The sequence below is a fragment of the Chryseobacterium arachidis genome, from assembly GCF_900129245.1.
Lineage (GTDB): Bacteria > Bacteroidota > Bacteroidia > Flavobacteriales > Weeksellaceae > Chryseobacterium > Chryseobacterium arachidis.
Genome location: NZ_FQUT01000003.1, coordinates 179,069 through 194,190, shown reverse-complemented (window position 1 = coordinate 194,190; position 15,122 = coordinate 179,069). Strand labels below are relative to the sequence as shown.

Below are 15,122 nucleotides of genomic sequence, written 5' to 3'. Positions count from 1 at the left end.
CAGAAATGGGAGCCTTTTGTTATTTTTAACACTTACGCTTTATTCGAATATTATGTAATTAATCAGTTTTGGAAACGTGAAAAGTACTATCAATACAGTGTTTTTTATGATATCAGTTAACTTAAAAGCATGTATTGTCAATAGTTAATAAGATTTTAATCTTACCCAAATAATGTTAATTGATTCAATTAATGAATCGTATAGACCCACCTTAAGAAAACATTCTCTAAATTTGCAGTCACTCATGTTTAATTTGAGTTTTCATGGTTATTAGTTTTTATCCTCGTAGTAATACGAGGATTTTTTTTATCCATATAATGAGTACAGTAGGGAGCTTTGCCCTAAAGAATAAGTTTTGAAATAGCTTGGATGATGTAAATAAAGACTTATTTAATTGCTCAGTTCTGATTTTTATTAAATAGAAACACTTTGAATTTAGAATCACTGCTGTAAGTCTTACAGCTATCATCTAAAAATGTTTCCGGAGATTTACGGAAATCATCAATATATCTTTGCCCCTCTTCTTCTATGGCAGGAATAATAATATAATCATAAAGACTTTTTGTAAACGTGCTGGAATTCTTTAAAATGGTTTTCTTTTGTTTAAGGGCTTCATTAAAGGTCATAAATATAGTTTTTTGCAAATTTAATCAATGTTGTGTGAAAAAAAAGAAAAATTTGTAACAAATTATAGACCAAAAACTCATATTTAAAAAATAAATCAATACATTTGCACTGATTCTCATGTTTAATTGAGTTTTCATGGTTATTAGTTTTTAATCCTCGAAGCAATTCGGGGATTTTTTTGTGATTATAATCATAAGATATTGATATTTATTTCTTTATCATTACAGAATACTTTATTTTATTGAAATTTCTTAGTTAGTGCCCTTCTAGTTGAAGGGTTTTTTGTGCATGATGATAGAAATTGATTTTTAAACAGCCATATCTACATGTGTTTATGACGTCAGTCATAATTTAAAAGAAGAATGCATTCCTACATTTGATGACTTTCAAACATTTCATATTGCATATTTATTACGGCTCCTCTTTTATAGAGGAGTCATTTTGATTATAATCATAGAATGTTTCCGTTATGCTCAATATTTTTGTGGCGGGAAGCCATTAAGTGTTTATTCTCGGTTATTAGTTTTTGTCCTCGGCTTCGGTTGGGGATTTTGCTGTTTTTTGGCAGCTTAGTCCAGACTTTAATCTTGTTTAAGGTTAAATACTTCTCTTAAGTCAAAATTTATCCCAATGGCTAAGAAATAGGTTCAGAACAGCAGCTATTTCGGTAAGCTCAGATCTCTATTGAAATATATTTTGTCTTTGAGTTTCCTTTTCTATCGAGCCTGTGCTTTCTTATCTGTTCCAGGGGTCTTTTTCTTCTTTACTACAGATAATAGTAAATATTTTTCTTCCAAAGTAAAAGGTATTATTGTTTATTATTTTAGCTGTGAAATATAAAAAGTACCACAAAAACTCACTTTTTAGAGAATGATTTTATTTGTGGCACGGTGCTTGAATAACCTTTCGCAACTATTAAAAAATAAACACAAAGGGAATGCAAATATTCTCGGAGTCATCTGAGAATATTTTTTATCGAAACCACATCACAAAATAATAATTTTTTCATTTTTAAATCCCCGGCTTTGGTCGGGGATTTAGTTTTTTGCCATAAAATCAATTGTTATTGAACGGATGAAAAGATTATTTATTTTGATTTAAACAATTAAAACTCAGATTGCTGAAAAATGTTTAAATTTATTCTTAACTAAAACCAAAAACTTAAGAATATGAATTATCCAAACATTCTATTAGGCAGTCCCAAAGTTATCGCAGAAGGTGCACGTTATTTGGGAATCAATGAAATTAAAGGAAAAGCTCACAATACCACCATTATGTCATGGGCAAAGGAAGTAGGCGTACAAAATATATACACTTCTGATGAAGTTGCATGGTGCGGATTGTTTGTAGCTAAAGTTGTTCTGAAAGCAGGCTTCAAACCTGTAAAAGATCCGCTTTGGGCACTAAATTGGAAAAATTTTGGAACAAAACAAAATATTGCGATGCTTGGTGATGTTCTTGTTTTCAAGAGAGAAGGTGGCGGACACGTAGGTTTCTATGTGGCTGAAGATGATACATATTTTCATGTTTTAGGAGGCAACCAAAGCGATTCGGTAAGTATTATGCGGATTGCGAAAAACAGATGTGTAGGTATCCGCCGCTGTGATTGGAAAATCGCACAACCTCCGACTGTAAAAAGATATATTGTTGCGGCTAATGGCAAGATTTCTACTGATGAATCTTAAGTTCTCTAAAATCATTTATATGATGTAAACCTTGGATAGAAGAAAGGTTAAAAATATCAGGTTCATTTTATTTCCTGCAGATTGCACAGATTTTACAGATAAGGATTTTGATTTTTTTATAACCACGGATACACGGAATTTAAATAATCTTCCTGTTAATTCCAAATGTATCAGGATTTTAGGGTTAATCTAAAAATGTGAATAAGATAATTATCCTGAAATTAGTTAATAAAAAACCCTAAACTATTAAGAAATAGAATAGGGTTTTATCATGAGGTGCCTAGCGGATTCGAACCGCTGTAGATGGTGTTGCAGACCACTGCCTAGCCGCTCGGCCAAAGCACCTTGTTTTACCATTTTTAGGTGTGCAAATATAGCAAAATATATTAGTTAACAAAAATTTTTCAGGCAATTTGTTCCTTTAAAATGGGGATTGTTTTGTTTTTCACTGTTTATCAGACTGATAAATTTACTAAAATGAGATGTGGTTTTTAAAAACCTTTAAGCAGTAGCTTTAATGTTGCGTTGGTATCAATCACGGCAGTAATTCCTGAAGGATTCAAAAGAATATCGCCGGGCTTTATATTAAATACCTTTCCACTCATTTTTATCCCTTTGTAATATTCTTTGTTAAAAGCTTCTTCTATACTCTTCTTTGAGCTGTTTTCCAGTTCTTCTGTAGGAATTCCGTATTCTTCTTCAATCATCTTTACTATCCTTCCTTTAAACAGAAGAGTGGCAGTTTTCTGTAAAATATTCGCCGTTCTCAGATTGAATTTGGTTTTAGACAATACAATCTTCTTCTTGGTTTCGTCGTACACCGGTATTCCTGAAATAAATGCTTTTCCGTTGACGTAACCTTCCGTTTCTGCTTCAATCATTACTTTATCGTCAACACCATATACTTTGATATCTTTAATCGTAACCGTTGAACCGCGTACGTCATAGCTCTTGTTTAAAAACATATTCCGGGCAATAGCTGTTGCTTCTGTAAAAGGAATATTGGCAGTAGTCTGAAGCGAAAACTGATTGTCTAAAACCGGAACAAAGTTGAAATTTGAGGCCGATTTAATCAAAGGTGAAGAAACCGGCTTATTTCCTGTAAATGTCTCAGAAAAAACATTAATTCCTATTCCTGTATCAATCTGGTTAGCGTAAAATTTAAGCGGAGTAATATTTACATTAATCGGCGTTACTTTCAACCAGGTATTGTATTCTTCGGAAATATTGAATGGGTTTGAAAATACATTCCAGGCAGCCACGGCATACTGCTGAAAGTTCAGTTGGGTTGCCATTTGCTGGTCGATTGTTTTGCAGAATTTTTCCTGTTGTTCAATCAGGCTTTTTTTCACCAAAGAAGTGATCGGGATCTGAATTCTCCCGTAATCCAAAACAGGTTTTGTTACCCACCTGAAGCCATTAGGCTTTGTATTGGTAGTGATCGTCCAGTTATTTTGAAAGGTTAAGGCTGTATTGAATGACATTACCGTTTCAAAAGTCGTATTTTGATAGCTGTAGACGCCAAGTGTTCCGATGCCTTTTTCTGCCCAGATTTTCAAAGGAACCTCAATTAAAAGGTTCTGGTTGGTGCCTCCGACAAGACGGATAGGGCGTGTTTTCCAGACTTTTACTTTAAACTGATCATTGTTGTTGTCGGTATAAGAGTCATCCTGATAAATGAGCTCTTTCACCGATGCATTGATCATGTTGCTGATCTCCGAAAGCGGAATCGTCACAGGCATGGTAATGCTGGACTTTAACTTCGGAAAATTATAATGAGCTGCCTGATTTTCGACATTCGTTTGTCCGAAAATAGTAATGGCTGCGAAAAGAAATAATATTTTAATGACTTTCAATTGTGTAATTTTTAAAGAACGAAATTAAGAAATAATTTAATTTCCGGGTTTAAAACTTTTTTCCAGCTCAATGCTTGCGCCTTTCATTTCGCCCTGCATCGGGGGTGCTGTTTTGGTGATTTTCAGTTTAATATAATCTACCTGCGAGAATTTTTTATGAATTTTAGAAATGATTCTTCCCGCAACATGTTCTAATAATTTGGATTTAATTTTCATTTCATGATGAATGATTTCATTAATATCGGCATAGCTGATGGTATCATTTAGATCATCAGATTCTGCGGCTTTCCACAAGTCGGTATGGATTTCAAGATTTAAAATATAATAGGTTCCGATAGTATTTTCCTCTGGAAGAACTCCGTGGTAGGCGTATATTTTTACGTCCTCAAGAAATATTTTGCTCATACTTTTTTTTATTAAACAAAATTCGTTTTAATTCTGCAGATTCAAAATATATTTTTCTGCTTTTTTCTTTTTTGTTTCTGATGCTATCCGGCAACACTTTTCACAAATTTATTTGAGTTGATTTAAACAACTTTTTGTGTTAATTGGTTCAAATATTTTTCCTGTTTGTGGTGAAAAATTACATTTTAGAGTGTGTAATGAAATGTTATAATATTGATTAATTGATATTTAACATAATATAAAATTTATCAAAATTTGGTGATTTATTATTGTTTTTTATTACTTTTAAAAAGTTAACTAAAAATAAATACTATGAAAAATCTTAAAAAATTAAAAAGAGAAAATTTGAGATCTATCAATGGAGGTGCAGGAGATGAGTGCTCAGTAGATCTTGATTGCGGACCAGCTGGGTGCGCCTGGTGTACAGATTTGAAAGGACGTAAAGTATGTCTTGTTTCTGCAAGTTATCCACTATGTCCAGATATAAATCCTTTCTAAAAATGATTCACAGATTTATTAACCAAATCAAAATTAAATCATGAAAAATCTAAAGAAATTGAACAGACAAGATTTAAAAGTGATTAGTGGAGGTACAACTGATCAATGCCAGGTTGATGCAGATTGTGGTGCTGTAGGATGTGCTGTATGTGTAACAATAAGAGGAGCGTTTAAAACTTGTATGTTTGTTATCGATCCACAGTTTTGTTAATAATTAATGAAGGTTAAATCGCTATGAAAAAATTAACAAGATCAAAATTAAAAGCCATTAAAGGTTCATTAAGTTGTGCAGGTTGTCCGATTCGGAATAATTACGGACCGGGTTCTGAATATTCGAATACCTGTGAACAGTATTTTGCATTATCTCAAAATTGTCAGATGTGCGTAGATGTGAGCGCATACTGTTTTGAAAATTAAATTGAAAAAGAAAAAAGCACTGCCAAAAACAGTGCTTTACTTTTATTTTATACTTTTCGAAAGATCAAGCATCGCCTCGATCGGCTTTAAAGCTTTTAATCTTAATTCTTCGTCGATTAAAATCTCAGGAAGCTCGTATTTCATGCACAAATACAGTTTTTCCATTGTATTACGTTTCATGTAGAAACATTCTGAACAGTTGCAGCTTTCGTCGAAAACCAAAGCTGGAATCAATTCTTTGTGAGGAGCACGTTTTCTCATTTCATGAAGAATTCCTTCTTCGGTTGCAATGATGAATTTTTGACAATCGTCCTGTTCAACATAGTTCAAAAGGGCAGAAGTAGAGCCGATAAAGTGAGCGAGTTTCAAAACAGCTTCCTCACTTTCCGGGTGCGCAATTAATTTTGCATCCGGATTGTCTGCTAATTGTTTTGCAATTCTTTCCATTGAAAATGCTTCGTGTACAATGCAGCTTCCGTCCCAAAGAATCATATCGCGACCTGTTTTCTGAGACAAATATCTTCCCAGGTTTTTGTCCGGAGCGAAAATAATCGGTCTGTCTTTCGGAAGAGCCTCAATCACTGTTTCAGCATTTGAGCTTGTTACGATAATATCACTTTCTGCCTTTGTTTCAGCATTACAGTTAATATACGTTGCGATCAAAGCATTCGGATGCTGCTCGCGCATTTTTCTTAACCCTTCCCCCGAGCAGCCGTCTGCCAAAGAGCATCCCGCCATCGTGTCGGGAAGAACTACTTTCTTGGTCGGGTTCAGAATTTTCGCAGCTTCCGCCATGAAATGTACCCCGCAGAATACAATCATATCAGCATTGGTATCTTTTGCCTGTCTCGCCAATTGTAGAGAATCTCCCAGAAAATCAGCAATATCCTGGATTTCTCCAGGTTGATAATAATGCGCTAAAATAACCGCATTTTTTTCTTCTTTCAATTTAAGAATAGCCTGTACAAGCTCTTCTCCTTGAGGAATCGCTATATCTTTTATATCCAAAAATCCTCTTACCGGAATTGCAGATTTAGCTTTTTCTAATGTTTCGGTACTCATATCAACCTCAATGTTTTATAATCAGAAATTAGATGTTAGAAATTAGAAATTAGAATTTTGACGTTATTATTAAACCTCAAACTTCCATCATCCATCTTCCGGCCAATTAATTCCCAATAAAATTTTTTATTAAACTTTCTATTTCTTCTTTTGCTATATCTAAATCGGAATTAATCACGATTTTATCAAATTCTTTCGCATAAGACATTTCTTCTTCTGCTTTTTCTACACGTGTTTTGATAGTTTCTGCATCATCCGTGTTTCTTGAAATCAATCTTCGTTCCAACTCTTCAATGGATGGCGGTTCTATAAAAATGGACAATGCTTTTTCACCAAAATATTTTTTCAGGGAAATTCCGCCTTTTACATCTACATCAAAAATCACTACTTTTCCCTGATTCCAGATTTTCTCCACTTCAGATTTTAATGTTCCGTAATATTTATCCGTATACACCTCCTCAAATTCCACAAAAGCATCTTCCGCAATTTTCTGCCTGAATTCATCAGGACTTAAAAAATGATAATCCACCGCATGCACTTCGCTTCCTCTCGGCTGTCTCGTGGTACAAGAAATCGAGAACTGCAATTCATTAAAAACCTCCAAAGAATGTTTTACTAACGTCGTTTTTCCACTTCCGGACGGCGCTGAAAATATGATAACTTTCTTCATTTTTTTAGTTATGAATTATGAGTTATAAACGATGAATTATTAAAATCATACAAAAAGCCACTCATAACTCATTGTTAATAACTTATAATTTTTACAAAACGTTTAACGTCTGTTCTTTAATTTTTTCCAGATCATCTTTCATCATCACCACCAGTTTCTGGATCTGTGCATGATTGGCTTTTGAACCTAAAGTATTGATTTCACGACCGATTTCCTGAGAAATAAACCCAAGTTTTTTCCCGTTGAAATCTTCGTTATCCATTACCTCTTTGTAATATTTCAAATGTTGTGTGAGTCTCACTTTTTCCTCAGAAATATCCAATTTCTCTGTGAAATAAGCCATTTCCTGATAAAAACGGGTTTCATCTACATTTTCAAATTCCTTCAGAGATTTTTGGTAACGTTCTCTTACCGCAACAATTCTTTCTTCTTCGAAAGGAACTACTTCATTCAGATATTTATCAATATTCTGGATGTTTCTTTCAAGTTCTTCATGCAAAATTTTACCTTCTGTCTTCCTGAATTCAAGAAAACGGTCAACAGCATTGTGTACAATTCCGGCCAAAGTTTCCCATTCACCTTCGCAGATTTCGTCGGGTCTTGAAGTAATGGCATCAGGAAGTCTTACTGCCATTTTCAGATATTCGAAATCGGGTCCGTCGGAAGCAACTTCACGAAGCTGATTGATGTAAGAATCGATTAAACCTTTATTGATTTTCACATCATTCGTTTCCTCAAGATTTTCTATATTGATGTAGCAGTCTACTTTCCCACGAATGAGTCTATCATTAAGAATTTTTCTGATCTCAAATTCTTTTTCTTTATAACGTAAAGGAATTTTAATATTTAAATCGAAACTTTTGCTGTTCAGAGATTTAATATCTATGGTAATCTTTTTCCCTTCAAAAACTCCTTCGGCTCTACCAAAGCCGGTCATTGATAAAATCATAGTTTTTTATTGTCGTACAAAGATAATCATTTAAGTCTATAGTTTGGCTAATGTTGTATGGCTGGAAGTTTGGATGTGGGAAGCGGGAAGATTGTCATGTGTGTAAATGAACACCAATTTTAACTTCCATCTTCAGGCTTCCATCTTCCATCCAATTAATATAAACTCCTTTTCGTAAATTAGCAGCGTGAAAAAGAAAAACTTAATTTCTGTTGTAGGACCCACCGGAATTGGAAAAACAAGACTGGCAATAGACTTAGCTAAACATTTCAACACGGAAATTATTTCCTGTGATTCCCGCCAGTTTTTTAAGGAGATGAAAATCGGAACTGCGTCACCTTCAGAAGAGGAGTTGGCAGAAGCACCTCATCATTTTATTGGAAATCTTTCGGTTGAAGAATATTATTCTATCGGGCAATATGAAGAAGATGCTTTAAAAAAACTTAATGAACTTTTTGAAAATCACGATACCGTTATTTTGGTTGGCGGAAGTATGATGTATGAAAAAGCGGTGATTGAAGGTTTAAATGATTTACCGGAAGCCGATGAAGACAATCAGAAAAAATTAAATGAAATTTTCGAAAACGAAGGAATTGATAAACTTCAGGAAATTCTGAAAGAACTCGATCCTGAATATTTTTCTGTGGTTGATTTTCATAACCACAGAAGGCTTTTACGGGCAATTGATGTAATCTGGCAAACAAATCAAAAATATTCTGAATTAATTGCTGTTTCTCAAGACTCAAGAGATTTTAATACGATCCGAATTGGAATTGAAGCGCCTAGAGAAGAATTGTACGACAGAATTAATAGGAGAGTGGATATGATGATGGAAAAAGGCTTGTTGGAAGAAGCTAAAAGTTTAGAAAAATTTAAACATTTGACCGCTTTGAATACCGTTGGCTATGCTGAATTATTCAAATATTTTGATGGTGAATGGGATTTGGATGTTGCCGTTTCTGAAATCAAGAAAAACAGCCGGAGATATGCAAAACGCCAATTGACCTGGTATCGGAAAGCGAATGATATTCATTATTTGACTTTGGGATATTCGGAGGAGGATTTTGATGGGTTGATTGGGTATATCCATCAAAAGATTTTAAATTAGAATAATAAAGCGAAGCTTATGAAAATAGAGCGAACATTATTCTGGTTTAGAGATGGACACGAAAAGCTATTACATCTTAATGAATATTTTTATGGGCTCAGTGTTTTGTTGAACAATTTGTTGAACGACAAATACGAAGGTAAAAGAATTCAGTTTATTAATATTGATTTTTTTACGGATAAAACCTATGAAATTTTTCCAGCTATAGAGAAGGAAAAACTTTCTTTTTTTAGTCAGGATTTGAGATATAACGGTTTCTTTGATGAGGAAGATTTATATAAAATGGTTTCTTCCGAAAAGAAAAAATATATTTGGGAAAAAGCATATAAATACTTAATAGATGCCGCTGAGATTTCCAGTAATTTACACTTGCAAGAAGCTGTAAAATATGCGTATTTAGAAGGGTTAAAGAGAGATTTGGTTGCCGATTACATAACGAAATCCATTGATTTTGAAAGAGAAGGTGAAAATTATGTAGCTTCGGTGTGGATCAGCTTTCAGGAAGACAAAATGTATTCAAAATTCACTTTAGAAAAAGATGATCATATAATTTTTGAGAAGAATATCGCAGAAACAAAAAGCGGAACAGAATTTTTTCTTGAAATTTATAAAAAAATAACTGTAGATAAAGATTTTATAACAATTTATGGTCCGAAAGATGTGGATCATCTGCCTTTGAAAATTTCCTTTAGTGAAATGTTTACTGTCTAGATCAGTTAAGTTTTTTAATTTATAGATTCTTCACTCCCATTTCATTTCGTTCAGAATGACAATGCAAATGGTTAAAAAGTTTAGTTTAAACAAAAAAATGCGATCCCGAAAGACCGCATTCCATTAACAATATAATTTTAATTTACTACTTCCAACCGCCTCCTAACGCTCGGTATAAGTCTACAATACTGCTCAATCTCTGTCTTTTTACGGATGCCAGATTAAGTTCTGCCTGTAGAGAATTTCCCTGAGCTGTTATTACTTCTAAATAGTTTGCCATTCCGCCTTTGTAAAGCATTTCGGCACTTTTAATTCCATTTTTTAAGGTTGCAACTTGTTCGGTTGCTTTTTGTTCTTGAACTTTTAGACTTTCATTAGAAACCAAAGCGTCAGAAACTTCACCCACTGCATTCAAAACAGATTGACGGAACGCCAAAACGTTTTTCTCTCTTTGAATTTTAGCAACATTAAGATCCGTTTTCAATTGTCTTTTCTGGAAGATAGGTTGAGTCAATCCTCCTAAAACAGAACCGAACAATGAAGCCGGAATCTGAAACCAGTTATCAATTTTAAATGAATTTACCCCTCCGTTCGCTGTGATTTTCAATGAAGGATACATATTTGCCTGAGCAATTCCTACCACTGAATTCGATTCCAATAAAACCAATTCCTGTTGACGAACATCCGGACGACGACTCACCATCGCTGCAGGAAGTCCCGCAGAAATATCCTGTGGTAAAGATGTTTCAGACATTTCAATGGTTCTGCTGATTTTCCCCGGATTTTCTCCGATCAAAATACTCAATGCATTTTCCTGGATCGCAATATTTTGTTCCAGTTGAGTAATCAACAATTCCGTAGACTGCTTTTGAGCGGTCGCCTGCTGTACTCCCAAAGATGTTGTGTCACCGCTTTTCCATAATTTTTCTGTTAAAGAAAGTGTGTTTGTGCTTAATTCTAAATTGGAGTTGGCGATCTGCAATTGTTTGTCAAGCATCAACAAATTGTAATATCCTTGAGCAATCGCTGCAACAACCTGTGTCTGAATCGCTTTTGTCGCTTCATAAGTTTGCAGATACTGCATTTTTGAAACTTCCTGCTGATTTTTAATTTTACCCCAAATATCGGCTTCCCAAGACAAATTAAACGCTGCATTGTAATCTTCTACATAGCTTTTTCCTAAAAACAGGTTCAGGCTTTGTCCGTTCATACTGTTTTTTGAAGGCTTTGAAATCTGTGCAGTCACTCCAAAACCAACATCGGGATATTGAAGATATTTTGCTTGTTTTAGTTTTTCCTGTGATGAAGCAACTTGTTTTAAAGCAATCTGTAAATCGTAGTTGTTTTTAATTCCTTTTTCAATCAATGTTTGTAACATCGGATCGTTGAAAAATTGTTTCCATTCCAAGTTCGCAACGCTTGCTGTATCAGCGGTTGCTGTATATTTAAACGTTTCGGGAAGATCAACTTCAGGTTCACTTAATGCCAGTTTGGGCACACAGGAAACCGAACCTATAGCGATTCCAAAAGCGATGATTATATTTTTTACTCTTTTCATAATTTAATTTTTAATTGAATACAAAACTTTGAGAGGTTTTGTTTGGGCAAAGTTGTCTTTAGTAGGAGAAAATGCTTTGCTTTTTATATGATATAGTTTGAATAGTTTGCTTCTCTATTTTTTTAATTTGAACCATTAAGAACATTTAAGAAGTTAAGTTTTAATTAAGAAATATACTGAAAACGAAGCTTCACTTAATATCCTAAACTTCTTAATGGTTTAAATTTTTAAGTCAAATCTCTCAAAGTTTGTTATTCATTTTTATTAATGAGCCGCAGCTAAAAGTTCTTCTTCTAATTTTTGTCTTTGAAGTCTTTTCTTTTTTCTGCTTGGCATTTTTTCATGTAAATACTGGAAGATTACGAACATTACCGGGATAATGAAAATTCCGAATACAACTCCTGTCAACATTCCGCCAACAGTACTGAATCCGATGGAGTGGTTTCCTTTTGCAGAAGCTCCCTGCGTAAATACAAGCGGTAGCATACCGACAATAAACGCAAATGATGTCATCAAGATAGGTCTCAAACGTAATCTTGAAGCCTGAAGCGCAGATTCCAATAATGATCTTCCCGCATTTCTTCTTTGTACGGCAAATTCTACAATCAGAATCGCGTTTTTCGCTAACAATCCGACGAGCATGATTAATCCAACCTGAACATAAATATTATTATCAATTCCAGCCAGTCCTGTGAAAGCAAATACTCCGAAAATACCTGTTGGAATCGTTAAAATAACCGCAAACGGAAGAATGTAACTTTCATATTGAGCCGCCAACAGGAAGTACACAAACAAAATACTTAAAGCAAAAATAAATGCTGTCTGTCCGCTTGTTTTGATCTCTTCACGAGTAATCCCCGTCCATTCGTATCCGAAACCTCTCGGTAATGATTTTTCTGCAACTTCTTCAACCGCTTTAATTGCGTCTCCGGTACTGTAACCAGGTTTTGGTGTTCCGTTGATCGTCACGGCGTTGAATAGGTTGTTTCTTGTCACTGTTTCAGGGCCGAAAGCTCTTTTTAATGTTACTAATGTTTTTACAGGAACCATTTCACCTGATTTATTTTTAACATAAATTCCTTCCAAAGAATTCGCATCTGTTCTGTACGGAATATCTGCCTGAGCCATTACTCTGTAGTATTTTCCGAATCTGTTGAAATCTGAAACGAAGCTACTTCCGTAATAAATCTGCATCGTCTGCATCAATTCTGTGATGGAAACTCCAAGCTGGTTTGCTTTATCATTATCAACTTCAATCGTAAATTGCGGGTTTCCGGCTGCATACGTTGTGAAAGCAAATGCAATTTCCGGACGTTTCATCAATTCCCCAATGAAGGCCTGCGTTGTTGTTCCTAAATTTTCTAATGAACCGTTTGTTTTATCCTGAAGCATAAATTCGAAACCGGAAACGTTACCAAATCCCTGAACTGTCGGGAAGTTGAAGAAGAATGCACTCGCATCTTTCACTTGGGATACTTTACCTGTCAATCCTGCTGCAATCTGATCCGGATCGGTGATTTCGCCACGTTGCTCATGATCTTTTAATTTAATGAAACCTGCAGAATATGGAGACGCATTCGCATTACTGATGAAGTTCAAACCGTCTGCAACCCAAAGGTGATTTTTAGCTTTTTCACCGTTGATGATTTTATCAATTTGTTCAGTTGCTCTGTGTGTTCTGTCCAATGAACTTCCCGGAGGAGTGTTCACCGCATATAAAATAAACCCCTGGTCTTCCGTAGGAATAAATCCTGATGGTGCTTTTTTAATTAAGAAAACACTTGCTGCGGTAATTAATACTAATCCACCGACTGCAACCCATTTATTTTTAATTAAAAATTTAAGACTATAGATATATTTTTTAGTCATGTTATTAAAACTTGCATTGAAAGCATTGAAAAATCTTGCCCCAAAACCAGTTTTTTTACCATGTTCTCCGTGTTCACCCTGAGGATCATTCAAGAACATTGCACATAAAGCCGGACTTAATGTTAATGCATTAATCGCAGAAATCATGATCGCAATCGCCAATGTAAAGGCAAACTGTCTGTAGAAAACTCCTGCAGGACCTTGCATGAAACCTACCGGAATAAACACAGCGCACATCACCAATGTAATGGAAATAATCGCACCGGAAATTTCGCTCATCGAACTCATGGTCGCGTGTTCAACAGGCATGCCTGTATGTTCCATTTTGGAGTGAACGGCTTCTACCACAACGATCGCGTCATCCACCACAATACCGATGGCGAGTACCAAAGCAAACAATGTCAACATGTTGATACTGAAGCCGAATAACTGAAGGAAAAAGAAGGTACCGATAATCGCCACCGGAACTGCAATGGCCGGAATTAATGTAGATCTGAAATCCTGAAGGAAAATATATACTACAATAAATACCAGGATAAATGCAATCACTAATGTTTCAACAACCTGATGAATTGAAGCATCCAAAAAGTCTTTGGAATTGTACATGATGATGGGTTCAACTCCTTTTGGAAGGGTAGTTTTAAACTGATCAACCTGTTTTTCAATTTCAGTCAAAATTTCGTTGGCATTAGATCCTGCCGTCTGCATAATTGCAAAACCAGAAACCGGTTTGCCATCCACTCTGTTAGCTGCTGTATATGTATAGGAACCGAATTCCACTCTTGCCACGTCTTTCAGTCTAAGGAAAGAACCATCGCTGTTAGCTTTGATAGCAATATTTTCGTAGTCTTCGTTCTTGTTTAATTTACCTTTATACTTTAAAATATATTCGTAAGTTTCTTTGCTTCCCTGTCCCAGACGTCCCGGAGCAGCCTCTAAGTTGTGATCTTTTACGGCATTTAAAACTTCCTGTGGGGAAAGTCCGTTGGCTGCTAATCTGTCCGGTTTCAGCCAAAGTCTCATTGAATAATCTCTCGTTCCGAAAACCTGCGCCTGAGCAACCCCGGGGATACGCTGGATCTGTGGAATGATGTTGATTTTCAAATAATTTTGTAAGAAAAGTTCGTCGTATTGTTTAGGATCATCACTTGTTAGTCCCATGAACATAATCATACTGTTCTGAACTTTCTGCGTTGAAATTCCCGCCTGTACAACCTCCTGCGGAAGCTGGCTCATCGCTTTCGATACACGGTTCTGAACGTTTACGGCAGCATTGTCAGGATCAGATCCTTGTTTGAAAAATACGCTCAGCGTCATGGTACCGTCATTACTTGAGTTGGAAGTCATGTACGTCATGTTTTCCACTCCGTTCACCGCTTCTTCGATCGGGGTTGCAACCGAACGGGCTACAACTTCCGCATTCGCACCCGGATAGAAAGCTGTCACCTGAACGCTCGGTGGCGCAATATCCGGAAAGAGGGCGATGGGTAAATTAAAGAGGGACAATGCCCCCAATAATAAAAGTATTATGGAGATGACCGTTGAAAGTACCGGTCTTTCTATAAATTGTTTTAACATAAGAAGTTTATTTTTTAATGTTGTTTAAACTATGTTCTTACCACAAAAGGCACAAAAGCTTTTAAACATATTAGTCACATTAAGTTTTAATTAATGTTTTAAAAAGAACACATTAGGTTTGAAAATCTT

At 35.2% G+C, this 15,122-nt stretch carries 14 protein-coding genes and 1 tRNA gene; 6 read left to right on the top strand and 9 right to left on the bottom strand.

Annotated features, from left to right (window positions below):
* Positions 1-398: 398 nt before the first annotated feature.
* Positions 399-626, bottom strand: a complete 228-nt coding sequence (locus BUA89_RS07200; RefSeq protein ID WP_072954899.1) for a hypothetical protein — start codon at positions 624-626, stop codon at positions 399-401.
* 1,170 nt (positions 627-1,796) lie between these two features.
* Between BUA89_RS07200 and BUA89_RS07195 the strand changes: the two genes are divergently transcribed.
* Positions 1,797-2,312, top strand: a complete 516-nt coding sequence (locus tag BUA89_RS07195) for a TIGR02594 family protein (RefSeq protein WP_072954897.1) — start codon at positions 1,797-1,799, stop codon at positions 2,310-2,312.
* 274 nt (positions 2,313-2,586) lie between these two features.
* Here the strand turns inward: BUA89_RS07195 and BUA89_RS07190 are convergent.
* The 3 genes from BUA89_RS07190 to folB form a co-directional block, all read right to left on the bottom strand.
* Positions 2,587-2,657, bottom strand: a tRNA-Cys gene (locus tag BUA89_RS07190).
* A gap of 146 nt (positions 2,658-2,803) precedes the next feature.
* A complete protein-coding gene (locus tag BUA89_RS07185; RefSeq protein ID WP_072954892.1) occupies positions 2,804-4,168 on the bottom strand; it encodes a DUF4403 family protein in 1,365 nt (454 codons plus the stop codon).
* A 36-nt stretch (positions 4,169-4,204) separates the two neighbouring features.
* Complete coding sequence (gene folB, locus BUA89_RS07180; RefSeq protein WP_072954889.1) at positions 4,205-4,573, bottom strand: dihydroneopterin aldolase; 369 nt, start codon at positions 4,571-4,573, stop codon at positions 4,205-4,207.
* Between the two features lie 312 nt (positions 4,574-4,885).
* Between folB and BUA89_RS23090 the strand changes: the two genes are divergently transcribed.
* The 3 genes from BUA89_RS23090 to BUA89_RS07170 are packed head-to-tail and all read left to right on the top strand — an operon-like array spanning position 4,886 to position 5,488.
* A complete protein-coding gene (locus tag BUA89_RS23090; protein WP_072954885.1) occupies positions 4,886-5,071 on the top strand; it encodes a bacteriocin-like protein in 186 nt (61 codons plus the stop codon).
* A 40-nt stretch (positions 5,072-5,111) separates the two neighbouring features.
* Positions 5,112-5,282, top strand: coding sequence for a bacteriocin-like protein (locus BUA89_RS23085; protein WP_178362437.1), 171 nt, complete (start codon positions 5,112-5,114; stop codon positions 5,280-5,282).
* A gap of 23 nt (positions 5,283-5,305) precedes the next feature.
* The gene (locus BUA89_RS07170; protein WP_072954882.1) at positions 5,306-5,488 is read left to right on the top strand and encodes a hypothetical protein; all 183 of its coding nucleotides are present in this window, start codon (positions 5,306-5,308) and stop codon (positions 5,486-5,488) included.
* A 42-nt stretch (positions 5,489-5,530) separates the two neighbouring features.
* On the opposite strand, the gene nadA is transcribed toward BUA89_RS07170, so the two are convergent.
* The 3 genes from nadA to BUA89_RS07155 all read right to left on the bottom strand — a co-directional run bounded on the left by nadA (position 5,531) and on the right by BUA89_RS07155 (position 8,169).
* On the bottom strand, positions 5,531-6,550 hold the full coding sequence (gene nadA, locus BUA89_RS07165; protein ID WP_072954878.1) for a quinolinate synthase NadA: 1,020 nt from the start codon (positions 6,548-6,550) through the stop codon (positions 5,531-5,533).
* A 106-nt stretch (positions 6,551-6,656) separates the two neighbouring features.
* Positions 6,657-7,220 carry a guanylate kinase gene (gmk, locus tag BUA89_RS07160; RefSeq protein ID WP_072954875.1) on the bottom strand — a complete coding sequence of 188 codons (564 nt, stop codon included), beginning with the start codon at positions 7,218-7,220 and terminating at the stop codon, positions 6,657-6,659.
* Between the two features lie 91 nt (positions 7,221-7,311).
* On the bottom strand, positions 7,312-8,169 hold the full coding sequence (locus tag BUA89_RS07155; protein WP_072954871.1) for a YicC/YloC family endoribonuclease: 858 nt from the start codon (positions 8,167-8,169) through the stop codon (positions 7,312-7,314).
* A gap of 187 nt (positions 8,170-8,356) precedes the next feature.
* Here BUA89_RS07155 and miaA point away from each other — a divergent pair, with 187 nt between their 5' ends.
* The gene (gene miaA / locus BUA89_RS07150) at positions 8,357-9,277 is read left to right on the top strand and encodes a tRNA (adenosine(37)-N6)-dimethylallyltransferase MiaA (protein ID WP_072954867.1); all 921 of its coding nucleotides are present in this window, start codon (positions 8,357-8,359) and stop codon (positions 9,275-9,277) included.
* A gap of 18 nt (positions 9,278-9,295) precedes the next feature.
* Positions 9,296-9,988 carry a hypothetical protein gene (locus BUA89_RS07145; RefSeq protein WP_072954864.1) on the top strand — a complete coding sequence of 231 codons (693 nt, stop codon included), beginning with the start codon at positions 9,296-9,298 and terminating at the stop codon, positions 9,986-9,988.
* A gap of 145 nt (positions 9,989-10,133) precedes the next feature.
* Here BUA89_RS07145 and BUA89_RS07140 read toward each other — a convergent pair whose 3' ends face one another.
* The gene (locus tag BUA89_RS07140) at positions 10,134-11,546 is read right to left on the bottom strand and encodes an efflux transporter outer membrane subunit (RefSeq protein WP_072954860.1); all 1,413 of its coding nucleotides are present in this window, start codon (positions 11,544-11,546) and stop codon (positions 10,134-10,136) included.
* A 264-nt stretch (positions 11,547-11,810) separates the two neighbouring features.
* Positions 11,811-14,993, bottom strand: a complete 3,183-nt coding sequence (locus BUA89_RS07135) for an efflux RND transporter permease subunit (RefSeq protein WP_072954857.1) — start codon at positions 14,991-14,993, stop codon at positions 11,811-11,813.
* Positions 14,994-15,122 lie beyond the last annotated feature (129 nt).